The 25,220-nt window shown below is 69.7% G+C and carries 21 protein-coding genes, 1 tRNA gene and 1 riboswitch; of the genes, 12 read left to right on the forward strand and 10 right to left on the reverse strand.

What is annotated here, in order from left to right:
- Window positions 1–21: 21 nt before the first annotated feature.
- Together LX14_RS09415 and LX14_RS09420 are read left to right on the forward strand one after the other, a co-directional pair.
- Window positions 22–1,620 carry a sensor histidine kinase gene (locus LX14_RS09415; protein ID WP_253646954.1) on the forward strand — a complete coding sequence of 533 codons (1,599 nt, stop codon included), beginning with the start codon at window positions 22–24 and terminating at the stop codon, window positions 1,618–1,620.
- Entirely contained in the window at window positions 1,617–2,324 is a 708-nt protein-coding gene (locus LX14_RS09420; protein ID WP_253646955.1) for a response regulator, read from the forward strand. The genes LX14_RS09415 and LX14_RS09420 overlap by 4 nt, the downstream gene beginning before the upstream one ends.
- Window positions 2,325–2,409: 85 nt before the next feature.
- Here the strand turns inward: LX14_RS09420 and LX14_RS09425 are convergent, their stop codons facing one another.
- The 3 genes from LX14_RS09425 to LX14_RS09435 all read right to left on the reverse strand — a co-directional run bounded on the left by LX14_RS09425 (window position 2,410) and on the right by LX14_RS09435 (window position 4,648).
- Window positions 2,410–3,795, reverse strand: a complete 1,386-nt coding sequence (locus LX14_RS09425; protein WP_253646956.1) for a lipase family protein — start codon at window positions 3,793–3,795, stop codon at window positions 2,410–2,412.
- 78 nt (window positions 3,796–3,873) lie between these two features.
- Window positions 3,874–4,419, reverse strand: coding sequence for a PASTA domain-containing protein (locus LX14_RS09430; protein WP_253646957.1), 546 nt, complete (start codon window positions 4,417–4,419; stop codon window positions 3,874–3,876).
- A 155-nt stretch (window positions 4,420–4,574) separates the two neighbouring features.
- A tRNA-Gly gene (locus tag LX14_RS09435) sits at window positions 4,575–4,648 on the reverse strand.
- Between the two features lie 98 nt (window positions 4,649–4,746).
- On the opposite strand from LX14_RS09435, the gene LX14_RS09440 reads away from it, so the two are divergent.
- The 3 genes from LX14_RS09440 (at window position 4,747) to LX14_RS09450 (ending at window position 7,998) form a co-directional block, all read left to right on the forward strand.
- Window positions 4,747–5,793 carry a PHP domain-containing protein gene (locus LX14_RS09440; protein WP_253646958.1) on the forward strand — a complete coding sequence of 349 codons (1,047 nt, stop codon included), beginning with the start codon at window positions 4,747–4,749 and terminating at the stop codon, window positions 5,791–5,793.
- A gap of 163 nt (window positions 5,794–5,956) precedes the next feature.
- A complete protein-coding gene (gene dcd / locus LX14_RS09445; RefSeq protein WP_253646959.1) occupies window positions 5,957–6,526 on the forward strand; it encodes a dCTP deaminase in 570 nt (189 codons plus the stop codon).
- Between the two features lie 137 nt (window positions 6,527–6,663).
- Complete coding sequence (locus LX14_RS09450; RefSeq protein WP_253646960.1) at window positions 6,664–7,998, forward strand: UDP-glucose dehydrogenase family protein; 1,335 nt, start codon at window positions 6,664–6,666, stop codon at window positions 7,996–7,998.
- A 40-nt stretch (window positions 7,999–8,038) separates the two neighbouring features.
- Here LX14_RS09450 and LX14_RS09455 read toward each other — a convergent pair whose 3' ends face one another.
- Complete coding sequence (locus LX14_RS09455; protein ID WP_253646961.1) at window positions 8,039–8,782, reverse strand: MerR family transcriptional regulator; 744 nt, start codon at window positions 8,780–8,782, stop codon at window positions 8,039–8,041.
- 89 nt (window positions 8,783–8,871) lie between these two features.
- Between LX14_RS09455 and LX14_RS09460 the strand changes: the two genes are divergently transcribed.
- From LX14_RS09460 to LX14_RS09480, 5 genes are all read left to right on the forward strand, one after another.
- A complete protein-coding gene (locus LX14_RS09460) occupies window positions 8,872–9,843 on the forward strand; it encodes an alpha/beta hydrolase (RefSeq protein WP_253646962.1) in 972 nt (323 codons plus the stop codon).
- Window positions 9,824–10,711 (forward strand): SDR family NAD(P)-dependent oxidoreductase, encoded by an 888-nt coding sequence (locus LX14_RS09465; RefSeq protein ID WP_253646963.1) that lies wholly within the window; start codon window positions 9,824–9,826, stop codon window positions 10,709–10,711. The genes LX14_RS09460 and LX14_RS09465 overlap by 20 nt, the downstream gene beginning before the upstream one ends.
- 2 nt (window positions 10,712–10,713) lie before the next feature.
- The gene (locus LX14_RS09470; RefSeq protein WP_253646964.1) at window positions 10,714–11,631 is read left to right on the forward strand and encodes a ferritin-like domain-containing protein; all 918 of its coding nucleotides are present in this window, start codon (window positions 10,714–10,716) and stop codon (window positions 11,629–11,631) included.
- Window positions 11,628–13,121 (forward strand): flavin-containing monooxygenase, encoded by a 1,494-nt coding sequence (locus LX14_RS09475; protein ID WP_253646965.1) that lies wholly within the window; start codon window positions 11,628–11,630, stop codon window positions 13,119–13,121. Before LX14_RS09470 ends, LX14_RS09475 begins: the two co-directional genes overlap by 4 nt.
- A gap of 90 nt (window positions 13,122–13,211) precedes the next feature.
- Window positions 13,212–14,534: a hypothetical protein gene (locus LX14_RS09480; protein ID WP_253646966.1), complete on the forward strand. Its 1,323-nt coding sequence runs from the start codon at window positions 13,212–13,214 to the stop codon at window positions 14,532–14,534.
- A 31-nt stretch (window positions 14,535–14,565) separates the two neighbouring features.
- Here the strand turns inward: LX14_RS09480 and LX14_RS09485 are convergent, their stop codons facing one another.
- On the reverse strand, window positions 14,566–15,150 hold the full coding sequence (locus LX14_RS09485) for a TetR/AcrR family transcriptional regulator (RefSeq protein ID WP_372505298.1): 585 nt from the start codon (window positions 15,148–15,150) through the stop codon (window positions 14,566–14,568).
- Between the two features lie 81 nt (window positions 15,151–15,231).
- On the opposite strand from LX14_RS09485, the gene LX14_RS09490 reads away from it, so the two are divergent.
- Entirely contained in the window at window positions 15,232–16,833 is a 1,602-nt protein-coding gene (locus tag LX14_RS09490) for an MFS transporter (RefSeq protein WP_253646968.1), read from the forward strand.
- Here LX14_RS09490 and LX14_RS09495 read toward each other — a convergent pair.
- The 5 genes from LX14_RS09495 to LX14_RS09515 all read right to left on the reverse strand — a co-directional run bounded on the left by LX14_RS09495 (window position 16,734) and on the right by LX14_RS09515 (window position 23,039).
- Window positions 16,734–17,840, reverse strand: a complete 1,107-nt coding sequence (locus LX14_RS09495; RefSeq protein ID WP_253647957.1) for a PDR/VanB family oxidoreductase — start codon at window positions 17,838–17,840, stop codon at window positions 16,734–16,736. The genes LX14_RS09490 and LX14_RS09495 overlap by 100 nt on opposite strands.
- An 89-nt stretch (window positions 17,841–17,929) precedes the next feature.
- Window positions 17,930–18,850: a metal-dependent hydrolase gene (locus LX14_RS09500; RefSeq protein ID WP_253646969.1), complete on the reverse strand. Its 921-nt coding sequence runs from the start codon at window positions 18,848–18,850 to the stop codon at window positions 17,930–17,932.
- 11 nt (window positions 18,851–18,861) lie between these two features.
- Window positions 18,862–20,634, reverse strand: coding sequence for an SDR family oxidoreductase (locus LX14_RS09505; RefSeq protein ID WP_253646970.1), 1,773 nt, complete (start codon window positions 20,632–20,634; stop codon window positions 18,862–18,864).
- A 60-nt stretch (window positions 20,635–20,694) separates the two neighbouring features.
- Window positions 20,695–22,335 (reverse strand): NRAMP family divalent metal transporter, encoded by a 1,641-nt coding sequence (locus LX14_RS09510; RefSeq protein ID WP_253646971.1) that lies wholly within the window; start codon window positions 22,333–22,335, stop codon window positions 20,695–20,697.
- Complete coding sequence (locus tag LX14_RS09515; RefSeq protein WP_253646972.1) at window positions 22,332–23,039, reverse strand: MgtC/SapB family protein; 708 nt, start codon at window positions 23,037–23,039, stop codon at window positions 22,332–22,334. Before LX14_RS09515 ends, LX14_RS09510 begins: the two co-directional genes overlap by 4 nt.
- Before the next feature lie 87 nt (window positions 23,040–23,126).
- Window positions 23,127–23,300: riboswitch (M-box (ykoK) riboswitch) on the reverse strand.
- Between the two features lie 228 nt (window positions 23,301–23,528).
- On the opposite strand from LX14_RS09515, the gene LX14_RS09520 reads away from it, so the two are divergent.
- Window positions 23,529–25,142, forward strand: a complete 1,614-nt coding sequence (locus tag LX14_RS09520) for a hypothetical protein (protein WP_253646973.1) — start codon at window positions 23,529–23,531, stop codon at window positions 25,140–25,142.
- The last annotated feature ends 78 nt before the right edge of the window (window positions 25,143–25,220 follow it).

The following is a 25,220-nucleotide window of genomic DNA, read 5'->3' on the forward strand; positions in this document are numbered from 1 at the left end:
CGTTCACGAGAGGACGCAGTCGTGAGACGTCTCGTGCCGCGGTCGCTGGCAGGTCAGGCGTTCCTGCTGCAACTGGTGGCCATCGTCGTGCTGGTCGCCGTCGCCGGTTCGTTGGCCGCGTGGGACGCACGTCGCGGCGAGCAGCGGTCCGCGCGGGGGGAGGTCGTGGCGGTGGCCGCGTCGCTCGCCGACGCCCCGTCGACCGCCCAGGCGATCACCTCCGGATCGCCCACGGTCCGTCTGCAGCCGCTGACCGAGCAGGTCCGGGCGGAGACGGGGATGGCGTTCATCACGATCATGTCGCCGGACCGCACCCGGTTCACCCACACGACGCCGTCGTTGATCGGCAAACCGTTCGTCGGCACCATAGCGCCCGCGCTGGCCGGCCGGATCTTCACCGAGACGTCCACGGGGACGCTGGGTCCGTCGATCCGGGCGGTCGCCCCGGTGCGGGACTCCGGCGGCAGGATCGTGGGCCTCGTGGCCGCGGGCATCACGTTGTCGACGCTGGGCGACCGGTGGATGGCACAGCTCCCGCTCATCGGGTTGGTCCTGGCGATCCTGCTCCTCATCTCCTTCGTGGGCACCTTCGCCGTGCGGCGTCGGCTGCTCCGTCAGACACACGGTCTCGCGCCCGAGGACCTGCGCGTCATGTACGACCACCACGACGCGGTGTTGCACTCCGTCCGTGAGGGTCTCGTCGTGATGGAGGGCGGGAAGCCGGTGCTCGTGAACGACGAGGCCCGTCGGCTGCTGCAGGTCGACGGCCGCACCGCCGACGAGCTGCCGGACTTCGTCCTCGAGCGACGGGAGATCCGCGACGAGGTCCACGTCGTGGGTGATCGTGTGCTGGTGGTGAACCGGGTGCGGATGCTGCACCGTGACGGCAAGCGCAGTGCGGTGGTGACCCTGCGTGATCGGACCGAACTGCAGGGGGCCATGGGCGAGTTGGACTCGATGCGGGTGTTCGCGGAGTCACTGCGCGCTGCCGCCCACGAGTCGGCCAATCGATTACACACCGTCATCGGGCTCATCGAGATCGGCCGATCCGACGAGGCTGTGCGGTTCGCGACCACGGAACTCGAACTGTCCCAACATCTCGTCGACCGCCTGACCGCCGCGGTGGCCGAGCCGGCGCTGGTGGCGCTGTTGCTCGGCAAGTCCGCGCAGGCGGACGAGCGTGGTGTGACGCTGACGGTCACCGAGGACAGTCGGCTCGACGACGTCGAGCATGCGCCGTTGACCGGACACGAGATGGTGACCGTGGCAGGCAATCTCATCGACAACGCTCTCGACGCCTGTGATCGCGAGGACCCCTGGGTGGAGGTGACGGTGCGGGAGGACGACGGTGAGCTGCTGATCCGTGTGGCGGACAGCGGCCCGGGCATGGACGCCGACGAGTTCGAGCGTGCGCGCACGCGCGGGTACTCGACGAAGCCCGTCGCCGACGGGTCCGCGGCGGGCGGGCGCGGTCTCGGGCTGGCGCTGGTGTCGCAGGTCGTCCACCGTCACGGTGGGACGATCACCGCCGAGATGACCTACGGGTCGGTGGTCACCGTCGTGGTGCCCGCCGGCCCGGCGGTCCCGCTGCGGTCCGGACGAGACGCGGTGCGTGCGTGACCGATCCGATTCGCGTCCTGATCGTCGAGGACGAACCGCTGATCGCGCAGGCCCACGAGGCGTACGTGGAACGCCTGTCGGGGTTCGTCGTCGTCGGGACGGCGGGGACGGCGCAGAACGCACTGCGGGCCGTGGCGCGCTGTGCGGCGGAGGAGAACCCCGTCGACGTCGTGTTGCTCGACATCGGTCTGCCCGACGCGAGCGGCATCGAGTTGGCGTCGGCGCTGTCGGGGCTGCGACCCGAACCCGACATCATCGCGATCACCTCCGAACGCGACCTGTCGGTGGTGCGCGCCGCCGTCGCCCACGGGGTCCTGCTGTACCTGCTGAAGCCGTTCACGTTCGCCGCGTTCCGGGACAAGCTGGAGCGGTATCGCGAGTACCGCGCCGCATTGCCGGCGGGTACGGACGCGGTCGGACAGGCGGAGGTCGACCGGGCGATGGCCGTGCTGCGCGGTGCCGACGATCGCGCCGCGGCGCCGACGGGGGCCGCCGCCGCGACCGCAGAGCAGGTCGGTCGGCAGGTGCAGGACAGCGAGAGCGGCCTGACGGCAGGGGAGGCGGCGACCGCGTCGGGGATCTCCCGCGTCACCGCCTGGCGCTACCTGGAGCGACTCGCCGACGACGGGTTGCTCACGCGGACCACCGAATACGGTCGCACCGGGCGTCCGCAGGTGCGCTACAGCTGGAAGTCGCGCAGGTAGGGGTCACCGCCCGGGCGGGCCGCAGACAGACGACTGCCCCGACGCGATCGTCGCGCCGGGGCAGTCGGTCAGATGCGTCTCGGTCTCAGGAGAACGAGCAGCCCTGCACCGGTGGCTTGCCGGCGAACCGGTCCGCCAGCCAGTCGAACGCCCGCTGGAATCCGCTGATACCGCCGGCGACGTGACCGAACGTCGACGAGCTGATGAAGCGGACCGGGAACGGGATCTCGGTGTACTGCAACGACGCCGGGCCCTTCTCGCACCACTTCGAGTACAGCTCGCGGCCCTGGACGACAGGGACCGTGGGGTCGTCCGGGTTCGACGACAGCAGCACGGGCACAGTCGGCTTGATGGTGCCGAGGTCCTGTTCGTGGACGTACTTGCTCAGGATCGGGTCGGCGACGACGAGCTCACCGAACGACTTGTGCGACACCGTCCATTCACGGGTGCTCGGCTTGCCGCGCGCCGAGGTCAGCACGATGCACTCACCGGACACCTGCTGCATGACCTGCTTGCCGTAGGGGTTCAGGACGTTCGCGATCCGCGCCTTGAACTCCGGGTAGCGGTACGTCGCGCCGTTGAGGGCGTAACCGATCACGCCGCCGAGCCGGTTGCCGTCGAGGTAGTTCATCTCGCGGAGCAGATCCCCGGGGACACCGCCGGCGTAGACGCCGACGACCGGCAGCTCGGGTGCGTAGGTGCCGAGGAGCTCGGCCGCCGATGCCGCGGCGCCACCGCCCTGCGAGTACCCGGTGATGGCGACCTTCGCCTCCGGGGACACCTCGGGGAGCTTCAGTGCGGCGCGGGTCGCGTCGATGATGGCGTGGCCCTGGTCGACCCGGTTGCCGAACGTGTGGGTTCCGGGTGTGCCGCCGCCCATGTAGTCACTGGAGACGACGCCGTATCCCTGGTTGACCAGGTTGAGCGTGACGATCTGTTCGATCTCGGCCATCGGGCCACCCGGGAAGTTGAGGGTGACGCCCTCCTGCAGCAGCTTCGACGCAGCGCACTGGTCGCCCTGGCCGTGGAGACCTCCGGCGTAGGCGACGACGGGACGTGCGCCCGGGCCCGTCCACTTCTTCGTGGGCTGCAGGTAGTAGCCGGTGACCGCGATCGGGGCGCCGTTGGCGTCGATCGACAGGTACATGATCCGCGTCGCCTTCGCCGGGATGGGACCCGTCGGGCTGGGGATGGTGATGGCCGTCGGCAGCGGCTGCGACCGGATGACGTCGCCGGGCTTGCCGGCGGGCAGCGGGCTCGGCGGTGTGTAGAACGACTCGTTCACGGCAGAGGCAGCCGGCGTCGGAGCCGGTGCGGCCGGGGCGGCGTGTGCCGTGCCGGTGAGGCCGGTCGCGACCACGGCGGCTGTCGCCACGCCCACGGTCACGGCGCGCAGGCGTCGGGCCTGGCGCGTCAGTACAGATCGATCGAAATCCACGATGTCGTGTCCCCCACGGTCGATGTAGCTCATCCGGCGGGAACTATAAGTGATTCTGTACAGGACGGTGGCCTGGGTCACGATTCGTTGTGACAGTGCCCGAGAGCGCCTTCAGCACTCCGACGGTTCTCCTATCTTCACGGCTCCGAGGTCCGCGTCGCCCTCGCTGATCGGGGTGCCGGGTGCCGGACTCTGTTCGACGACAACCCAGTTCCGATCGAGGACCTGGCGGCGGCCCTGGCCGGTCGCGTCATGGCTGCGCGAGAAGAAGACGCCTTGCTGCTGGATCAGGTCCTGCGCCTCCTGCAGGTTCATGCACACGACCGACGGCATCACGCCGCCTGCGGCAGCTCCTGCGGCGACCGGCGGTTGCGTCGAGGTGGATGTCGGGGCAGGGGATGCGGTGGTGCTCTCGACGGCCGTCGTCGCGGGCGGCTGCGCGTTGACGGTGATGGTGCTCGTGGTCGTGGTCGTCGACGCTGCACTGGCGGCGGTCGTCGTGTCGTCGCCGCTGCCCCCGCTCGCGACAGCAGCGATGATCGCGATCGCCACGACTGCGATGCCGCCTCCGATCAGCCAGGGCTTCTTCGACGATTTCGCCTGCGGCGCTTGCCCGGCGGGCTTGGAGAACGGATCGGTGGGCGGAGTCGTGGTCATGGTTCTCGGCAATCTGTCCGTGCGGTTCGCGCGGGAGACCCGTCTTGCCCGACCGCAGCGATGCTGATGTGTGCAGCTGATCAGATTGGCCCGTCGAATACGGGCAAATGGACGCCGAACGATCGAAGATCGTGCGTTCGAGCGACAGGCGGTGATGGAGCCGATGACGGGAATCGAACCCGCGTATTCAGCTTGGGAAGCTGATGTTCTGCCATTGAACTACATCGGCGTGCGCCTCTGGAGCGCGTCGCAAGACTAGCAAACGCGCTCCTCAGGCCGGTGGTGGAGTCGCGGCGGAGGCGGGCCGGGGTCGGCCACACTGGAGGGATGCGTGCAGCACCCGCCCCGCAGGCGCCGATGTCGCCCCGTGACGCCCTCCGCCGGATCGCGTTCCTGCTCGAACGCAACCGCGAGAGCAGCTACCGCGTCGAAGCGTTTCGGAAGGCGGCCGGCGCCGTCGAACAGCTGGGGGACGCCGAGGTGGCCGAGCGAGTGCGGCGACGCACCATCACGTCGGTGTCGGGGATCGGCAAGACGACAGCCGCGGTGATCGAGCAGGCGGTGGCGGGCGAGGTGCCGTCGTACCTGGCGTCGCTGTCGGAGTCGGCGGGTGCGCTCACCGACGGTGGGGACGATCTGTACGCGCAGATCCGAGGCGACCTGCACGCGCACTCGGACTGGAGCGACGGCGGCGCGCCGATCGACGAGATGGCGGCAGCGGCGATCGCCCTCGATCAGGAGTGGCTGGCGATGACCGACCACTCGCCGCGTCTGCGGGTCGCGAACGGGCTGTCGGTGGAGCGGCTGACACGTCAGCTCGACGTCATCGACGAACTGAACGCCGAGCTCGCGGGGGAGTTGACGGTGCTGACGGGCATCGAGGTCGACATCCTCACCGACGGCGCGCTCGACCAGACCGACGAGATGCTCGACCGCCTGCAGGTGGTGACCGCCTCGGTGCACTCGGAGCTGAAGATGGACGCCGGACCGATGACGCGTCGGATGGTGGCGGCCGTCCGTGACCCCCGGGTGCGGGTGCTCGGACACTGCACGGGACGTCGCGTGACGGGTGGCCGCGGTCAGCGCCCCCAGTCGAGGTTCGACGCGGAAGCGGTGTTCACCGCGTGCCTGGAATCGAACACGGCGGTGGAGATCAACTCCCGACCCGAACGCGTCGACCCGCCCGACGACCTCATCGAACTGGCCCGTGACCTGGGGTGCCTGTTCGCGATCGACTCCGATGCGCACGCACCGGGGCAACTCGACTTCAAGCACCTGGGGTGCGAACGGGCGGAGAGGCTCGGCATCGACGCCGACCGCATCGTCACCACCTGGCCCCTCGACCGCATCACGGAGTGGCTGGCCGACCGCTGACCCTCCGCACGCCTGCGGTGCAGACGCTCCACTTGTGCGAGGACGCTCCGCCTGCAGGCGGAGCGTCCTTCGGCAACTGGAGCGGGAACCCTGCAACTGGAGCGGGAACCCCGGAACTGGGGCGGGAACCCTGGAAGTGGAGCGCTCGGATAGCGTGCTCACCATGCTTCTCTCCGACAGGGACATCCGCGCCGAGATCGGCGGCGGACGGCTCGCCGTCGAACCGTTCGATCCCGAGCTGGTGCAGCCGTCGAGCATCGACGTGCGGCTCGACAGCCTGTTCCGCGTCTTCAACAACACGCGCTACACCCACATCGACCCGGCCATGCAGCAGGACGAGCTGACGACGCTGGTCGAGCCGCCCACCGGCGAGCCGTTCGTCCTGCACCCCGGCGAGTTCGTCCTCGGGTCGACGCTCGAGGTGTGCACGCTTCCCGACGACCTCGCCGGCCGGCTGGAGGGGAAGTCGTCGCTCGGCCGACTGGGCCTGCTGACGCACTCGACCGCGGGGTTCATCGACCCCGGGTTCACCGGCCACATCACCCTCGAGCTGTCGAACGTGGCGAACCTGCCGATCACCCTGTGGCCGGGCATGAAGATCGGGCAGTTGTGTCTCATCCGGCTCTCGAGCCCGGCCGAGAACCCCTACGGCAGCGCGGGCGTGGGCTCGAAGTACCAGGGGCAGCGCGGACCCACCCCGTCGAAGGCGTATCTCAACTTCGTCCGCGACTGAGTCCGCGATCCGACATCAACGATCCGTCGCGGCGCGTCACCTGCGCGTAACTCGGGGCTCGACGGGCGTTCATCCGAGCAGCTGACGCCGTTCTTCCGGTTGCCCCTCAATCGCTTTCATCGGTTACGGTACGGCGCATGAAGGTGACGGTCTTCGGCTGCGGATATCTCGGAGCGACCCATGCCGCATGCATGGCCGAGCTCGGCCACGAGGTCCTCGGCGTCGACGTCGACGCGGACAAGATCGCGATGCTCTCCGACGGACGTGTCCCGTTCTACGAGCCCGGCCTACCCGAGGTGCTGCAGCGCAACCTGGAGTCGGGTCGGTTGCACTTCACCTCCGACTACGACGAGGCGGCGGCCTTCGCGTCGGTGCACTTCCTCGGTGTCGGGACGCCGCAGAAGCGGGGCGAGTACGCGGCGGACCTGCGTTACGTGTTCGCCGTCGTCGACGAACTCGTCTCGCGCCTGCAGGGATCGCACTTGCTGATCGGCAAATCGACTGTGCCGGTGGGTACCTCGGCGGAGATCAAGAAGCGGATCGCGGCGTCGGGGACAGACGCGGACATCGAGGTCGCCTGGAATCCGGAGTTCCTGCGCGAGGGGTTCGCGGTCAAGGACACCCTTCACCCGGATCGCCTCGTCCTCGGGCTCGACCCCGAGGGTGACACCGAGGCGGTCACCGCCCAGGTGGAGGAGATCTACGCGGCGATCCTCGCCGAGGACACCCCGTTCCTGACGACGGACCTCGCGACCGCCGAGATGGTCAAGGCGTCCGCGAATGCCTTTCTCGCGACGAAGATCTCGTTCATCAACGCGATCAGCGAGGTGTGCGAGGCGGCGGGTGCCGACGTGTCGGTCCTGGCCGACGCCATCGGGTACGACCAGCGCATCGGACGCAAGTTCCTCAACGCCGGACTGGGTTTCGGCGGAGGCTGCCTGCCCAAGGACATCCGCGCGTTCATGGCCCGCGCGGGCGAGCTGGGCGCCGCACCGGCGTTGACGTTCCTGCGCGAGGTCGACTCCATCAACATGCGCCGACGCGCCCGCATGGTCGAGCTGGCGACCAAGGCCTGCGGCGGCAGCCTGCTCGGCTCCAACGTCGCCGTCCTCGGCTGCGCCTTCAAGCCCGAGAGCGACGACGTCCGCGACTCACCCGCGCTGAACGTCGCGGGTCAGCTGCAACTGCAGGGGGCGGGCGTCAGCATCTACGACCCCAAGGCCATGGACAACTCCCGCAAGCAGTTCCCGACCCTCGGGTACTCCGAGACCGCCTCGCAGGCGTGCGAACTCGCCGACGCGGTGCTCGTCCTCACCGAGTGGAAGGAGTTCGTGGAGCTCAAGCCCGCGGACCTCGAGTCGGTGGTGCGCAAGAAGGTCATCGTCGACGGTCGCCGGTGCCTCGACCCGGCGGTGTGGATCGACGCCGGCTGGGAATACCACGCCCTCGGCGGGACCCCGCGCGTCGTCTGACCTGACGAGCTCTTTCAGCTCGCGGTGACGATCGGCTCGCTCAGCTCGCGGCGTCGTCCGGTGCCTGCGTGAGGTAGTCCTTCAGCTCCAGTCGCAGCGCGCGGTCCATCGCCCGGTTCAGGGCGTTGTGCGCCGCGTTGGTCGCGGTGGTGCGCATCTCCGACATCAGCACGGCGGCCCATTCGGACTCCTCGTCGCCGCGGGGCACCCAGCCCTCACCGCGACGGGAGACGAACTCGTCGCGGGCGGCGGAGATCAGCGTCGTCGCGGCCCCGTCGACCTGTGCCTCCAATTTCCCGAAGACCTCGATGATCGACGGCAGCGACAGCCCGAGGTCCACCAGACGGCCGATGCCGTGGACCGTGTCGCTGTCGAGGATGACGTAGTCGCCCCCACCGACCTTCTTCACGAGGTTGATCCGCTCGAGGCCGTCGAGTTCCTCGTCGTGGCGGCTGCCGACGATGGACCGCAGACTCTCCGTCGAGACGCGCTCCAGCGTCGCGGTGGACCAGGGCTCGGCGAGGATCTCGTCGACGCCGAGGACCTTCGCGAGATCGTCGCCGCGTTGCATCCCGCGGATGAAGTCGGCGATGTGACGGGCGGTGAAGCCCCGCTTGAGCAGGTTGTTGATGAGCGTCAGCCGAGCGAGGTGGGTGTCGGTGTAGATCGCGATGCGCCCACGCTTGACGGGCCGGGGCAGCAGCCCGCGGTCCTGGTATCCGCGCACGTTGCGGGTGGTGGTCCCGGCCGCGCGGGCGAGGTCATCGATCCGGTACTCGGTCATGGCAGGACGGAACGATACCGACAGGATGCCGTGCTCCATCCCTGACTGTGCCATTGACAAATGGCACTGTGGGTGATGGTGTGTGGCCCGTGAGACCTTCCAGCCGATCGCGGGTGCTGACCGCGACGACCAGCCTGTGGCTGCGGCCCCTCGCCGAGGTGGTTCCCGGCACCCGAGCAGGCGTCCTCATCGCGCGCTCTCTCGTGGCCACCGGGATGCGGATCGGTGGTGGTGTGCCCGCACGCACCCAGATCGATCGTGTCGACGCCACCCTCGACGACGGGTCGCGGATCCGCGGGGAGTGGGTCCGGGCGGGATCGACCACAGCCGCGCGCCCGGTCATCCTCTACGTCCACGGCAGCGCGTTCTCCATCTGTTCGCCGGCCACCCACCGGTCCCTCGTCGCGCGCCTGTCGCAGGCCACCGGGATGCCTGCGTTCACCGTCGACTACCGGCTGGCGCCCGAACATCGGCATCCCGCCGCGGGAGACGACGTCGCCGCCGCCTACCGCTGGCTGCTGTCGACGGGGTACCGCGCGGCCGACATCGTCCTCGCCGGTGACTCCGCCGGCGGTCACCTGATCCTAGAGCTGTTGTCGGACAACGCCCGTGACGGGCGGCCACAACCCGCCGCGGCCCTGATGATGTCGCCACTGATCGATCTGACGCTGGGTCTCGCGGCGCAGCGGGAGCGGATCCGCCGGGACCCGATGATCTCCGCACGCGCCGCGCGGAAACTGGTCGACCACTACATCCGCGACGTGCGTGACAACCCGCGTCTCGTCCTGCGAGTTGACCCGCACCACCCGTTGCCGCCGACGCTGATCCAGGCCGGTGGCGCCGAGATGCTCTGCGCCGACGCCGAACACGCCGACGCCATGATCCGGCGGGCGGGCGGGCCGTGCACGTTGTCGGTGTGGCCAGGACAGATGCACGTCTTCCAGGCGTTCCCCCGCCTCATCCCCGAGGCCGACCGCGCTCTGACCGAGGCGGCGGACTTCATCACCCGGGTTCTGCGTGAATCCAGAGAGGACGTCGCCGATGTTCGCGTCGCGACCTGACCGTCGAACCCACCACGCGCGCGCGGTCGTCACCGGTGCCGGCAGCGGCATCGGGCGGGCGTTCGCCGTCGAACTCGCCCGCCGCGGCGGATCGGTGATCTGCGCCGACATCGACGCCGACCGCGCCAAGGAGACGGTCGCGCTGATCGAGGCGGAGGGAGCCGGCAGGGCGCACGCCGTGTTCTGCGACGTCTCCCGGACCGAGGACATCGACGCCCTGGCCGATCTCGCGGAGGACCACTTCGGTGCCCCGACGACGCTGATGATCAACAACGCCGGCGTGGGCATCGGGGGTCGGCCCGTCGGGGAGATCGGCCTCGAGGACTGGCAGTGGGCCCTCGGGATCAACCTGTGGGGCATGGTCTACGGCTCGGAACGCTTCCTGCCGCAGCTCCGTCGCGCCGGGCGTGCCGGCCTGATCAACGTCGCGTCGACGGCGGCGTTCTCGGCGGCTCCGTCGATGGCCGCCTACAACGTCGGCAAGGCCGGTGTGCTGGCGCTGTCGGAGACGATCGCCGCGGAGTCCGGCGGCACCGGGCTGGCCGTCACCGTCCTGTGCCCGACGTTCGTCAAGACCAACGTCGCCGTCGACGGCCGGATCGCCGGTGGCGCATCGGCTCTCGCCCAGACGGTGATGAAGTGGACCGGGGTCTCCCCGGAGCGCGTGGCCCGCACCACGCTCGACGCCCACGACCGCGAACGGCTCTACGTGGTGCCGCAGCCGGACGCCCGGATGATCTGGGCCGCCAAGCGACACCTGCCCCGCACCTACACGGCGGGACTGGGGTTGCTCAACCGCGCCCTGCCCGCCCTCGACCGACTGTCCGGCGCCACGCCGGAACCCCAACCGACCCGAACGGGAGTGTGACCATGCCCATCGTTCTCGAAGACATGCTGCAGACCATCAAGGACCGTCAGTGGGCCCTTGCCGACATCGACTGGGACGCACCGGGTGCGGAGCTCATCACCGAGGAGATGAAGCCCAAGCTCAAGGCGTTCATGGCCGACCTCGTCTGGATCGAGAACGTCGGTGCGCGTGGCTTCGCCGCCCTGGCGAAGAAGGCGCCGAACCCGACGCTGGCCGAGATCTACCGCTACTTCCACGCCGAGGAGCAGAAGCACGCCAACGCCGAGCTCGCGCTGATGCGTCGGTGGGGAATGCTCGAGGCCGACGAGATCCCCGAGCCCAACATCAACATCCGCCTCGCCATCGAGTGGCTCGACAAGTACTCCGACAAGATGTCGCTGTCGGTGCTGGGGACGGTCATCCCGATGCTCGAGGTCGCGCTCGACGGCGCCTTGCTGAAGTTCCTCCTCGAGGAGGTCGAGGACCCGATCTGTCATGCGGCGTTCAAGAAGATCAACAACGACGAGTCCCGGCACCTTGCGGTGGACTTCTTCGCCCTCGACCTCATCGGTCAGGCGCGGATGCGCAAGCTGCTCATCGAGTCCGTCGGCGCGGTGGCCAGCCCGGCCGTGCTCATCGGCGCCCTGATGTACATCCCGCTGCTGAACAAGATGCGCGACAACATCGTCGCGATGGGGCTCAAGGAAGAGCGCCTGTACGACGCCATGAAGCGGTTCAAGAACAACGGGGAGCGCGGCGCGGGCAAGCGGCTGCTCAGCTACCAGATCGTCAAGACCCATGCCAGCTGGGTGATCGACCGCGGCCACCCGTACCACCTGTTCGCCGACGCGATGGTCAAGGTGACCGACCACTACCCCCGTCGACTGCTGCGGCCCCAGCCGACGTGGTCGAAGGAACTCACCTACGAGCCCGTCGCATGAGCGGCCACGTCCACGACACGGTCATCATCGGAGCCGGGTTCGCCGGCATCGGCACCGCGATCCGCCTGCGGCAGGAGGGTGTCGACGACATCCTCGTGCTCGAACGCTCCGACCGGCCCGGCGGCACCTGGCGGGACAACACCTATCCCGGTGCCGCCTGCGACATCCCGTCGCGGTTGTACTCGTACTCGTTCGCGCCCAACCCCTCCTGGAGCCGGACCTACTCGGGAAGCGCCGAGATCCTCGCCTACATCGAGACGATGGTCGCCGAGCACGACCTCGACCAGGTGATCCGGTACTCGTCGACGGTGACCGGACTCGAGTTCGACGAGCCGGCGGGGCTGTGGCGCATCGACGTCGACGGCCAGGAGCCGGTGCTGGCCCGCGCGGCGGTGATCGCGTCGGGCCCGCTCTCCACCCCCGGCTATCCCGACATCCCCGGTCTCGACGAGTTCACCGGCAAGCGGATGCACAGCGCCGCATGGGATCACGACTACGACCTCACCGGGAAGAAGGTCGGCGTGATCGGCACCGGCGCGAGCGCCGTGCAGATCGTGCCCGAACTCGTCGAGCGCGCCGGATCGGTGACCGTCTTCCAGCGGACGCCGGGGTGGGTCCTCCCGCGCTTCAACCCCGCCGTCTCGCAGCGCACCCAGTCGCTCTACAAGAAGGTGCCTGCGCTGCAGTCCCTGGCGCGCACGGCATGGTTCGCCGGCCACGAGTCCGTGGCGGTCGGTGTGGTGTGGAAGTCGCCCGCAACGCGCGTCGTCGAGGCCGTCGCCAAGCTCAACATGCGTCGCCAGGTGCCCGACCCGTGGATGCGCCGCCAGCTCACCCCGGATTTCCGCGCGGGCTGCAAGCGTCTGCTGATGACGAGCAAGTACTACCCGGCGCTGCAGGCGTCGAACTGCAAGCTCATCACGTGGCCGATCGCCCGCATCTGCGAGAAGGGCGTCCGGACCGTCGAGGGGATCGAGCACCGATTCGACTGCCTCGTGTTCGCGACCGGTTTCGAGGTGTCCAAGCAGGGCGCACCGATCCCCATCACCGGCCGGGACGGACGCAGCCTCGACGACGAGTGGCGCCGCGGTGCGTACGCCTACAAGAGCTTCGCGGTGTCGGGGTACCCGAACCTGTACGTGACGTTCGGCCCCAACTCTGGCCCCGGCCACAGCTCGGCCCTGGTCTACATGGAGGCGCAGATCGACGCGATCGTGACCGCCGTACGCACGATCCTCGATCGCGACCTTGCGGTGTTCGACGTGGACCGGGCCGCACAGGACCGGTACAACGACGACATCCAGCGTCGACTGGAACGCACCACGTGGAATTCCGGCTGCAGCAGTTGGTATCTCACCGACGACGGCTTCAACGCCACCATGTATCCCGGGTTCGCCAGTCAGTATGTGGCGCAGATGCGCGGGGTCGACTACAGCCGTGACTTCACCGCAGTCGCACGGCAGGACGTGGGTGCGGTCGCGACCGCGTGAGCTGTCGTGACCCTCGTGTTACCTTCGTGACGGACGCGTGCCTGGGGGATGGCGCGGTCCGTTGCCAGGGGGGTCATGTCCAGCGCGTCGATGCCTCCGCGTTCCGGCGCGGTGATGCTCCAGGATTCGTTGCAGCGCGAGGTCCGGCGTGCGGTCGCCGCCGCCGGGATCGACCGGTGCCCGGCGTACCTGCTCGCCGAACTCGGTGAGATGGGCCTGCGAGTCGCCGTCGTCGATGCCGCGTCCGGGGCGAGCATCGCCGAGCGCGGTGACGGACGGCTGGCCCCGCACATGCTCGACCTCACCCTGGCCGATCACCTCGTGCGCATCGGCCGGGTCACCCGGCCGGAGTCGACGGGATGGGCGGCGGAGCTGATCGACCTCATGCCGGCGGTGCGCGAGCGCCTGGCCGTCGCCGACGGCGCCTTCGCGATGGGGCCCGAGCACGTCTCGATGTTCCGGATGTCGCGTGCCGACTGTGTGACCGCCCTGGAGACCGAGTTGACCGGTGCCCGCGACGTCATCGCGCGCACCCTCGCCGAGTCCACCGTGGACATCGGGGCGGTGGTGTTCATGCCCGACCACGAGCTGTGGCCGGGTCTGGCGGAGTCGGTCGGTGCGCACGTCGAGGTCCCCGTGGTCATCCTGGGTGACATCGACGACATGCCCGACGCCGATCCCACGGACCGCGGTCGGCACACCGTCGACGCCCCCGAGGAACACGCCGGGACCGCCGAGGACCAGGTGGGCACGGCGGTCACGGAGCCGTTCACAGCCGTACGACCGGACGAGAAGCCGACGGATGCGGTACAACTTGCGGGTGCAGCCACCCGGGCACCGGACCCCGTCGCGCCCGTCGCGACCTGGGGCGACGACCCACGCGCAGACGATGCCCGGGTCGCCGTCACCGGTGATCACGACGTCGTCCCGTCCGATCCCGCACCCGGGCACCCTGTGAACGGCGCGGGACCGCGGTACTACATGCCGCCCACCGGCGACGTCCGTGTGTCGGGTGCGCGGTCCTATCGGCGCCTGGCGATCGGTGCCGTGGCGCTCGGTGGAGCCGTCGTCGTGGGCGGCGCGATCCTCGCGGTGCCCTGGGTCGGTGGCACCGATGCTGCGTCGGCACCCGCCGTCGCGGGCTTCGCCACCGCGCCGTCGTCGTCCGCCGCCGCGCCCCCCGCGGACTCGACCGCGCCGTCGACACCGACCCGGACGCCGATCGACCTCGGCGCGGCCCGCCTCCCCGCGACCCAGTACACCGCCCCGCCGACTGCGAGCGGTGGCGCCGGTGGTGGTGGTGGCTACGTCGCCCCGGGGCAGACACGGAGGGCACCTGCGCCGCGGTACATCCCGCGGAGGCGCACCATCCCCAACCCCATCCCCGGTCTCCCGCCGATCGTCCTGCCCTGACGCCCGTCCCGACTCCGGTCGGGACACCCCGTCAATCGGGGACGCTGCCCCGCTCGATCATCGAGAGCACCGACTCGAAGACGTGCTCGCTGTCGACGGCGACCGACCCGGGCGCGGCGGCGTCGAGCTCGAGGCTCACCGCGCCGTGCACGCACGACCACACCACCATCGTGAGCTCCTGCGGGTCGTCGAGTCGCACGATTCCCGACGCCTGTCCGTACCGGATCAGCTCGGTGAGGGCGCCGAGCGCGGCGATCCCCGCCTCCCCGACGTCACACTGCCCGGAGAACATGAGGCGGTACAGCGTCGGGTTGGACAGCGCAAACGCGCGGTAGTTGCGACCGGCAGTCCGGAGGCGAGTGACCGGGTCGCTGTCGGCCGAGGCGACGGTGGCCTGACGGAGTCGCTCGAAACCGTCCTCCACCAGCACGGCCATCAACCCGTCCTTGCCGTCGAGGTGGTTGTAGACACCCATCGGCGCGACGCCCGCCTCGGCCGCGACGGCACGCACCGTGAGTCCCCTGACCCCCTGCGCCGCCAACACCCGGTGGGCGGCGGCGATGAGCGCGTCTCTGACCTCGGCGGCAGGGGTCCTCTTCGTCACCACGGTTGACACCGTACTGGAACGGTGTTCTTCTTTTGTAGAACAGTGACCTACAACGATGGCACGGCGTTATACAGACCCCGAGGAGTCCCCATGACCGCACCACGACGCTGGGCCGCACTGGTCAGCCTGTGCCTGGCGACACTGCTGGTGATGATCGACAACACGATCGTCAACGTGGCGCTGCCGAGCATGAGCCGGGACCTGTCGGCCACCATGTCCGACCTGCAGTGGATCGTCGACGCGTACACGCTCGCCTTCGCCGGCCTGCTGATCACAGGCGGCCACCTCGGCGACCGCTTCGGACGCCGACGCATGCTGCTCGTCGGCATCGCGGGGTTCGCGGCGATGTCGATCCCGGCCGCGCTGGCGACGTCGACCGCCACGCTGATCGTCGCCCGGGTCGGGCTCGGTGTCTTCGCCGCGCTGGTCTTCCCGGCGACGCTGGCCCTGCTGACGTCGGTGTTCACCGTCGCCCGCGAGCGCGCCGCGGCGTTCGGCATCTGGGCTGCCACGGCCGGGGTGGCCGTGGCCATCGGGCCGGTGCTCGGCGGGTGGCTCATCGAGCACGGTTCGTGGGCGTCGGTCTTCTGGATCAACCTGCCCTTCGCGGCGGTCGTCGCCGTCGCGGTCGTTCTCCTGGTGCCCGCCGCACGCCCGGCACCCGTCGGCCGCGCCGACGTCCTCGGTCTCGCACTCAGCGTCGCCGCGATGGGGCTGCTCATCTACTCGGTGATCGAGGGACCGCGTCACGGGTGGACCGACTGGCGCACTCTCGGCGGGTTCGTTCTTGCCGCAGCGCTTCTCGCGGTGTTCGTCCGACGTCAGCTGCGCTCGGAGCATCCGGTGCTCGACGTCCGGGTCTTCCGTGACCGGCGCTTCGCGGCCGCGTCGGGCCTCATCGCCCTGGCCTTCTTCTGCCTCTTCGGGTTCATCTTCCTGATCACCCAGTACTTCCAGGCCGTGAAGGGATACGGCACGCTGTCCGCCGGTCTGCACACCCTGCCGTTCGCGGTGGTGATGGCCGTCGTCTCCCCGGTGGCGATGCAGGCGGTCCGGCGAGTGGGTGTCGCCGCGGTGTCCGCCACCGGCGCCCTGCTCATGGCGGGCGGGTTCGCGTTGGTGCAGTTCGCCGGCGCCGACGCGTCCTACTGGGGCCTCATCGTGTGGTCGATGAGCGCCATGGCGGCGGGTCTCGCGCTCATCTCCGGTCCGTGTACCCACGTCGTCATGACGAGCCTCCCCGAAGACAGGGCGGGCGCCGGGGCCGCGGTCAACGACACCACCCGGGAGTTCGGTGGCGCACTGGGTGTGGCGGTACTCGGTTCGGTGCTGAGTTCGGTCTACGCGTCCGGCGCCACGAACTCCGCTGTGCTGCAGCAACTCCCGGAACAGGCCCGCGACATCGCGCGCACGTCGGTCGTCGCCGGGGTGGAGGTCGCCCAGCAGGCGCCCGCGCAGTTCGCCGGGCCTGTGCTCGACGCCGTGCGGGATGCGTTCGTCACCGGGCTGCACCAGTCGGTGTGGGTCGCTGTCGCGGTGGCTGCACTCGCCGCCCCTGCTGCCTACCTCGGGTTGCGCGGCGCGGCAGCCGATCAGACGTCGACGGTGATCGCGTCGCCGCCGGCGCGCGAGACGCAGGAGAGCATCCAGCCCGCCTCGCGCTCGGCCGTGGTCAGCAGCGTGTCCCGGTGATCGACGGTGCCGTCGAGGACACGGGTGCGGCAGGTGCCGCAGAAGCCCTGCCGGCACGAGTACGGCACCGACGGCTTCTCCCGACGCAGGGCCGCCAAAGTGGTCTCGTCGGCGCCGACGGGGACCGTCACGCCGGTGGAGGCCAGCGTCACGGTGAACGGGTGGCCGTCGACCACCGGAGGCGGCGAGAACCGCTCGTGGTGCAGCTCCACGTCGCGGACGTCGCGCAGGTGCGCCACGAGCGCGTCGAGCATGGGGATGGGACCGCAGCTGTACACCGCGGTCTCCGGGGAGACGTCCGGGCCGAGAAGCTCCTCGGCCGTGGGGATCCCGCCGTCGTCGTCGGTGCGGACGGTGACCCGGTCACCGTGGGTGAGCACCTCGTCGATGAACGGCAGCGAGTCGCGACTGCGTCCGGTGTAGATCATCGACCAGTCGAGATCGAGGCGGTCGGCCAGCTGGATCATCGGCAGGATCGGGGTGATCCCGATGCCACCGGCGATGAACCGCAACCGCTCGGCGCGTGACCCGAGTCCGGGCAGCGCGAGCGGGAAGGCGTTGCGGGGGCCCTTGATCGACACGACGTCACCGACGGCGAGCGCGTCGTGTACCTCCACCGAGCCGCCACCGCCGTCGGGGATGCGCCGCACCGCGATCCGGTAGTACGTCCGGTCCGTCGGATCACCGCAGAGCGAGTACTCGCGCATCCGACCCGACGGCAGCATCAGGTCGAGGTGGGCACCCGCGTACCACGGCGGGAGATGTCCACCGTCGAGCGCTTCGAAGCGCAGCGCGACGACGTTCTCGTCCTCGGCCACCACCGTGCGGTCGGCCAGGCGCACCTGCGTGACACCGGTGTTCACCGCGTGATCGTCGGCGACGTGCAGTCGACGTACCAGCCGCGGGTAGACATGCGAGAACATCGCCCCGACCAGCCGCATCGCGGGATCCTGGCGGAACCGCCCGTAGAGATGTGCGGGGGTCGACTCGAGGTCGATCGACTCCAGGTCGGTCCGCGCCCGGTCGGATCGGGTCTGCTCCGATCGGGTCTGCTCCGATCGGGTCTGGGCGGACGGCGCCCCGGGGCCGGTGGTGCTCACCGACTGGCCGCGCGGGTGCTCGGCGACGACGCCAGGTAGGCGACGGCCTGTGCGGTGGAACCGATCTCCTCCGGCCGGAACGACGGTCGGAAGTAGGAGAACGTCGCGAGGATGATCGACCGCAGCGTCGGCAGCACGCCCGCCTTGGCCCCGCGGCGGTACTCGGTCCACATCGACAGGTACGAGTAGGAGCGGTACGGGTCGCTCTTGGCGATGAAACGGCTCCCGCGGTGCAACAGCATCAGCAGACCGAACAGGGCCACGGCCATGGCCCTCGCGCGGCGGATGTACCCGTCGCCGAAGTAGGTGGCCACGTCGTGGGCCACCGATCGGTGCTCGACCTCCTCGGCCCCGTGCCACGTGAACAGGTCGGTCATCGCGGGATCGGCGCCGTGCTCACGCCAGGTGTTGTTCAGGGCGAAGTCGCCGAGGATGGCCGTGTAGTGCTCGATGGCGGCGATGAGCCACAGGCGCTCGACGAGGTCCTTGCGCCGCGCGTCGGGGTCCCAGTCCTCCTTCGGCGCGAGGGCCTTGCGGAACAACCACCGCATCTGACGCTCGAACGGCCGGGGGTCGACGCCCTCGCGGTCGAGGAAGTCCCACAGCGCCTTGTCGTGTGCCTCGGCGTGCATCGCCTCCTGGCCGATGAACCCGCGCATGGTGGCGGCGAGCTCCTCGTCGGCGACGAGCGGCAGCGCCTCGTTGTAGGTGGTGACGAACCACCGCTCGCCCTCGGGCAGCAGCAGGTTCAGCACGCTGATGACGTTCGACGCCATCGGGTGACCCGGGATCCAGTGCAGCGGCGTCTCTTCCAGGTCGAACGCCACGTTGCGCGCATGCAGGTGGACGGGACCGGGATCGGCGATCAGGGTCGGGTCGATCGACGCGGAGGTCGAGGTGGTGGGCAGCAGGGACATGAGTGGACTCCTCACACCAGTTCGGTTCGGGCCATCCGACGCGAGAGCGCCGGGACGAAGCGGTAGACGCGGTATCCCACCGCGGCCTCGGGGGTCACCGGCACCACGGCGCGGTTCTCGAGCACGGCGGCGAGGATCTTGCGGGCCACCTTGTCGGGCGTGTACCCGCGGCGGCGGTAGGCGGCGTCCATGCGGTCCTGCCGACGTTTCTCGTCGTCGGCTCCCGCGGACCCGGCGAACGTGGTGGTGGAGACGATCTTGGTGTCGACGATGCCCGGGCAGATCGCGGACACCCCGATCCGGTGCCCGGCGAGCTCGGCGCGCAGCGACTCGCTGAGCAGCAGCACGCCCGCTTTGGTGGCCGCGTAGGCGCCGAGTCCGCGCTGCGGCGTGAACGCCGCCGCCGACGCGAGGTTGACGATGTGTCCACCGGCCCGCTGCGCCACCATCTTCCGGCCGAACACCCGCGACCCGGTGGCCACGCCGATGAGGTTGATGTCGACGAGTCGACGGATCTGCGCGTCGGTGGCGTCGAGCAGGTTGCCCGCGAGCCCCACTCCGGCGTTGTTCACGACGATGTCGGGGACTCCGTGGTTCGCGGCGACCTCGTCGGCGAAGGCCGCGAACGCGGCATCGTCGGAGACATCGAGTGGGTAGGAATGCGCGCGTCCGCCCGCGGTGATGATCGCCTCCGCGGTGGTCCGCGCAGCGGCGGCGTCGATGTCGCTGCAGACGATCTCGCTGCCGTTGCGGGCGAACAGGATCGCGGTCTCGCGGCCGATGCCGCTCCCGGCGCCGGTGATGACGGTCAGCCTTCCCGACAGCGGTCCGCGGGGACCGCTCACGGCGGCACGCTCGATCGCCGGTGTGGCGGAGCCGGACTCGATGGTGTCGATGAACTCACCGGCCCACTGCGCGATCAGCTGCGGACGGGAGTAGGGGAGCCAGTGGCCAGTGGGCAGGTCACGGCGCCACAGGCGCGACGCATGGCGCGGCGTGCCGTCGAAGATGGGTGCGCGCAGCGCGATGTCCCGGGTGTTGACGAGCTCGAACACCGGCACGTCGGTCGAACCGGGCTGGGGGTGGAAGAGCTTCGGCCGGATGTTGGCGCGGTAGTACCGCAGCCCGGAGATCATGTCGCGGTGCAGCGTCGGCGCCACGGTCACGTCGGTGGTGGGTGTGCCCTCGACGGCGCGGAGGAACCGCCGCCAGACCGGTGCCCAGCCGAGTGCGCCGAAGAACAGCTTCGGGACGACGGGCAACTGGAACATCACGGTGTAGGCCGACGAGGCGACCTGCGACAGCGCTTGGCCGAGCGCCGCGGGGGTCGGGCGTGACAGCTTCTCGCGGGCCCATGCCCCGAGGTGGTCGAGGTTGGGACCCGAGATGGAGAAGAAGGACGCGATCCGGTCCGTCGCGCCGGGCGTGGTCACCGCCTCCCACGCCTGGACCGAGCCCCAGTCGTGGGCGACGACGTGGGCGGGTGCGCCACCACCGACGGCGTCGATGACGGCGAACAGGTCCGTCGCGAGCTCTGCCAGCGCATAGGGCGCGTCACCTGCGGGTGAGTCGGTGTCGCCGTATCCCCGCGTGTCATAGGCGACGACGTGGAACCGCTGCGCGAGCAGCGGCGCGACGTGGTCCCAGAGGCGGTGCGTGTCGGGCCATCCGTGGACCAGCACCACGGTCGGCGCCCCCGTCACGCCGGCCTCGACCACGGCGATGCGGACGTCGCCGTTGACCACGGTGCGTCGGCGCCACTCGATCGGTGTCTGGTCGGTCACAAACTAGACGTTACCAACTGTCACACCTATGACGGAAGTCCTCGGGCGTGCGGGACCTCCTCACCGACCGAGCTGCGCCGCTTTGACGACGAGCAGAACCGCTCCGACCACGAGATACGCCCGGAGTGCGAGCATCCCGAGTCTCGTCCCCGACGACCATCTCACCGGTTCCAGCAGGGCCAGTGGCGGCATGCGCCACTGCTCTCTGTCGACGGCACCCCAGTCCACGAGGTCGACGGTCCCGGGGTTCCGGTGACGGTTCGTCAGCCGGAGCGCGACCGCGCCGGTCCCTCCGAGTGCTGTGATCCCGGCCGCCAGCCAGATGCTCAGGGTGACCACGTCCCACGCGGGGAAGAGCGTCGTCGTCATCAGGATCGCCGACAGCAGGATCAACACGGCCACGATGGCCACCGCGACGGTGTTCAACCACCGCTTGTTGACCCACGGTCCGAGCACCTGGCGGTCGTTGCACAGCAGCAGGAGGAAGACGCTCGCGCTCGGCAGCAGCAACCCGGCGAGCGCCTGGACCGCGGTGGTGATGAGGCCGAGCGGGGCGCCCGGGATGAGCACGATCGCCGCGGCGACGACGACCATCCCCGTGTAGGACAGGTAGAACTTCCTGGCGTCGCGGACCCCCCGGTGCAGTGAGTGCTTCATGCCGAAGACATCGCCGAACGCGTAGCTGGTGGACAGGGTCACCGCGGCGGCGCCCACGATCGATGCGTCGAGGAGCACGATCGCGAAGATGGTGCCGAGAAGGTGGCTGTGGTGCGCCAGCATGGTCGCGATGTCCCCGGCGTCGCTGCTGTCGATCCACGTTCCCGCATGGGTGGAGCGGGCAGCGAAGTCGGCGGTCGCGACGAGGGCTGCCGCCCCGATGACGACCACGAAGGCCCCGATCGTCGTGTCGACGCGCTCGTAGCCGATGAACCGGGGTGTGATCCGCTTGTCGATGATGTTCGACTGCTGGAAGAACAGTTGCCACGGCGCGACCGTGGTGCCGACCATCGCGATGATCAGCAACACCGCGTCGGCACTGATGCCACCCCGTATCCCGGGGACGACGAAACTCGTCGCCGCCTGCGCCCAGTCCGGGTGACTCATCAGCAGCATCGGGATCTGCAGCAGGGTGATCGCGATGAACACGAACATCGCCCGTTCCCAGCGCTGGAAGCTGCCCGTCGCGATGATGACGACCAGTGCGACCGCGGCCGTCGGGACCACGATGTACGACGAGACACCGAAATAGTGTGCAGCGAGGCTGATCCCGATGAACTCGGTGACGAGCGTCAGGAAGTTCAGGACGAACAGGTCACCGACCGAGAACCAACCCCACCCGCGGCCGAACCGTTCGTTGATCAGGCGGGCGTGGCCCACACCGGTGACCGCCCCGAGGCGCACCACCATCTCCTGGTTGACGATGAGGACCGGGATCAACAGGAGCAGGACCCACATCAGCGAGTACCCGTAGCTCTGCCCGGCCTGCGCATAGGTGGCGACGCCGCCGGCGTCGTTGTCGCCAACCATCACGATGAGGCCGGGACCGAGGACGGCCAGCATCGTCATCAGCCGGGTCCTGGACGTCCGGCCGGACTGTGTCTGCGACATCGAGACGCTGCCCAGTGCGCCCGTGATGTCGCCGACGTGCGCGGTGTCCAGGTGCGCGGACCGCATGGAGACCGCGACATCCTCGCGGCTCATCGGACGCTGTCCTGCAGTGCGGTGTCGCGGTCCCACCGCACCGACCGGACCGCGGTCTGCGCGCCGAGCCGGACCACGGCGGCGTCGATGTGGTCGTCGTCGCGGTGATCACACACGGCCTCCAGCACGATGCGGGTCGCGTCGTCGGTGTCGGTGACGTCGATCCCGCGGACACGGACGTCGGCCCCCGAGATCTGGTCCAGCAGCATCGCGCGGACCGCCGGCCCGGCGTCGCTGTCCGTGACGACGGTGACGGTGTAGCCGGAGGGGGTCTCGTCACCCGACTCCGGGTGCCTGTCGACGGCGCGGCCCAGCCAGCGGAGCGCGACGTTGACCGTCACCACCGCGACGGTGCCCATCGCGGCGACGTCGTAGAGGCCGGCGCCGGCGAGGGCGCCCACCGCGGCCGAACACCAGAGTGTTGCCGCCGTGTTCAACCCCCGTACACCGAAGCCGTCGCGGAGGATGACCCCGGCGCCGAGAAATCCGATGCCCGAGACGATCTGGGCAGCGACGCGCGTCGGGTCGGCGGTACCGCCGGAGAAGCCGTGCGCCGACAGGACGACGAACAGCGTCGCGCCGGTCGCGACGAGGGCGTTGGTGCGCAGACCGGCCATGCGGGCGCGGTACTGGCGTTCGAAACCGATCAGGGTGCCCAGTCCGAGCCCGCAGAGCAGGCGCAGCAGGGTGTCGAGTGTGGACATGGCAAGCCTCCGTATGGCCGTGTGCCGCGCGGGCATCACGGTCGTGGTCGATACGTGACGGACGGGCGGTCACATGACCGGAGCAGGAAACGCCCCCTCGTAAGACCTTTGGCACTCCGCGGCGTGGACCTCGACAGGAGTCGAGGAGCCAATCGGGGTCAACCCTTAAGCCGGGAAGACCTGTCCTGACCCGTGGCGTCTCTGGACGTTTGGGGTCGCTGGCGTGTTTCCGCGAAGGAGCCTCAGCGAACGATGGCACCGTGCGGGGCCAGTAGACACCCGCTCTCGACGTGGGGCAAGTGTGACGTGAGCAACCGTAAAGAGCTCGTACAGAGCACTTCTGGTGTTCCTCATCACGCATCCGGCGAGTCCGGCATCCGTCTCGGTCGCGCTGCGGGAGCCCGGGCGGATCCGGCGTTGGGTGAACTCTCAGGTTGGCTCGGTAGCATCCGCGGCCGGGGAGAGGCAGAACGGCTGGGGGAGGATCACATGCGTCGACGACTGGCGATGACGCTTGCCTGCGTCGTGCTGCTCGGTGCGTCCGCCTGTGCGTCGTCGGCACCCCGCCATCCACTCAGTGACGTCCCCACGGCCGCGACCACGGTCACGCTGCCGGGGTCGGTCACACCCGGGGACCTCGTGGTCGCCTCGGTCACATGGAACGGGAGCGGGCGCGTCTTCGCCCGCGGAGGTGTCCAGGCATGGGCGGCCGCCGCCCGGTCGGAGCCCGTCGTGGGGGACAAGGGCTGGCACAGCCAGGTCATCTACGGGATCGCCACCGGTGACCCCGCCCCGGTCCGGGTCGAGGTCACCGACGGGTCCACCGTGCGCGCCGACGTCCACCGGTGGTCCGGTGTCGACGCGGCGACACCGCTCATCGCACGGTCGACCGGCCCGGTGGCACCTGTCCCCGGCGGTGGCCGGGCGCTGGCCGTCTCCGTGGCGGCGTCGTCGACGGGGACGTCGGCCGTGGCGGGGCGGGTCGTCGATGCGTCGCGTCGGACCGCGCCGCTGGTGTCGGCCTTCGGCGGTCGACAGGTGCAGACCTTCCTGTTCGCGCTCGGGTCGTCCGACCGTCCCGACCGCGACGTCCTCCGACAGCCGTTCTCCGACACCAGCATCTGGAACACGGCCATCGGTGCCGACGCCGTCTACGTCGACGCCGACATGCCCGCCCGACCCGGTGGGGACCGGTTCGCGCCGATGCCGCAGAACGACGAGACCTCGATCATCGAGACGCCCGACGCGCCGATGACGGAACTGCGGTACAGCGACGCCGCATGGACCGGCCGCGATCGCTGCGAGCCGACCTCCTCGCGCAGCTTCTTCAGTGTCCCGATGCCGGCCGACTACACCGTGCCGCAGTCGACGAACAACGAGGGCGCGAGCTGGCTCATGCCCGACGGCCGCACGGTCATGCAGAGCGGGCCGCTGGCCCGATGCACGCCCGGGGGGCCCGCGACGAGCCTGGCGGTGTCCGATCCCGTCGACCTCTACGGCGACGGCATCTCCCGCAACCTCGGCGGATCGGGGCTGAGTGGACTGGTGGGCGCCCTGCGTCTGGGCGAGCTGCGGCCCTCGACCGAGGCCACCGGACCCCGCCACGCGTTGCGCGTCAACATCGACACGTCGCGGCAACTCCGTGCGTGCCCGTCGGGGGACTGCTTCCGGTGGCCCGCGTCCACCTCCGACAGTGACGCCGAGCAGACCTACGGCAGTCAGGGGTCGGCGCCGTCGGCGATGCGTCTGGGTGCGCTGCTGGCGATCCCGCTCGACGTCGACATCGATGCACTGGGCCTCCAGACGGTGCCCGGACGCCAGATCGCGTGGACCCTGCAGAACTACGGGGCCTACGTCGCGGACTCGGCGGCATGTGCGTGTTTTGCGATCGTCACCGAGAAGGGGCCGAAGGGCCGCTTCGCCGACCAGTTCCGATCCGATTACGGCTATCCGTTCGAGCAGCGGATCGCGACGGGGTCCGCGTGGGCCCGTGACCTGCAGCGGATCCAGGAACTGTTGGTCGTCGTCGACGACAACTCGCCGTCCGATGTGGGAGGTGGAGGCCTGCCCGCGCAGCCGGCGCCGGTGCCCGTCGGGCGCTGACCCCGACTTGTGCGTCCGTGCGAGTGAAGTATAGTCAATCTTGTTGCGACGACAGAAGAACTGTCGTGCGCGCGTCAA

It is taken from the genome of Williamsia deligens (assembly GCF_024171765.1).
In the GTDB taxonomy this organism is placed as follows: Bacteria; Actinomycetota; Actinomycetes; order Mycobacteriales; family Mycobacteriaceae; genus Williamsia_A; species Williamsia_A deligens.

Excerpts from the sequence above, each read along its gene's own strand:
- LX14_RS09425 (WP_253646956.1), bottom strand. The coding sequence starts at position 3,795 with ATGAGCTACATCGACCGTGGGGGACACGACATCGTGGATTTCGATCGA.
- LX14_RS09430 (WP_253646957.1), bottom strand. The coding sequence starts at position 4,419 with ATGACCACGACTCCGCCCACCGATCCGTTCTCCAAGCCCGCCGGGCAA.
- LX14_RS09440 (WP_253646958.1), top strand. The coding sequence starts at position 4,747 with ATGCGTGCAGCACCCGCCCCGCAGGCGCCGATGTCGCCCCGTGACGCC.
- dcd (WP_253646959.1), top strand. The coding sequence starts at position 5,957 with ATGCTTCTCTCCGACAGGGACATCCGCGCCGAGATCGGCGGCGGACGG.
- LX14_RS09450 (WP_253646960.1), top strand. The coding sequence starts at position 6,664 with ATGAAGGTGACGGTCTTCGGCTGCGGATATCTCGGAGCGACCCATGCC.
- LX14_RS09455 (WP_253646961.1), bottom strand. The coding sequence starts at position 8,782 with ATGACCGAGTACCGGATCGATGACCTCGCCCGCGCGGCCGGGACCACC.
- LX14_RS09465 (WP_253646963.1), top strand. The coding sequence starts at position 9,824 with ATGTTCGCGTCGCGACCTGACCGTCGAACCCACCACGCGCGCGCGGTC.
- LX14_RS09470 (WP_253646964.1), top strand. The coding sequence starts at position 10,714 with ATGCCCATCGTTCTCGAAGACATGCTGCAGACCATCAAGGACCGTCAG.
- LX14_RS09475 (WP_253646965.1), top strand. The coding sequence starts at position 11,628 with ATGAGCGGCCACGTCCACGACACGGTCATCATCGGAGCCGGGTTCGCC.
- LX14_RS09480 (WP_253646966.1), top strand. The coding sequence starts at position 13,212 with ATGCCTCCGCGTTCCGGCGCGGTGATGCTCCAGGATTCGTTGCAGCGC.
- LX14_RS09490 (WP_253646968.1), top strand. The coding sequence starts at position 15,232 with ATGACCGCACCACGACGCTGGGCCGCACTGGTCAGCCTGTGCCTGGCG.
- LX14_RS09500 (WP_253646969.1), bottom strand. The coding sequence starts at position 18,850 with ATGTCCCTGCTGCCCACCACCTCGACCTCCGCGTCGATCGACCCGACC.
- LX14_RS09510 (WP_253646971.1), bottom strand. The coding sequence starts at position 22,335 with ATGAGCCGCGAGGATGTCGCGGTCTCCATGCGGTCCGCGCACCTGGAC.
- LX14_RS09515 (WP_253646972.1), bottom strand. The coding sequence starts at position 23,039 with ATGTCCACACTCGACACCCTGCTGCGCCTGCTCTGCGGGCTCGGACTG.
- LX14_RS09520 (WP_253646973.1), top strand. The coding sequence starts at position 23,529 with ATGCGTCGACGACTGGCGATGACGCTTGCCTGCGTCGTGCTGCTCGGT.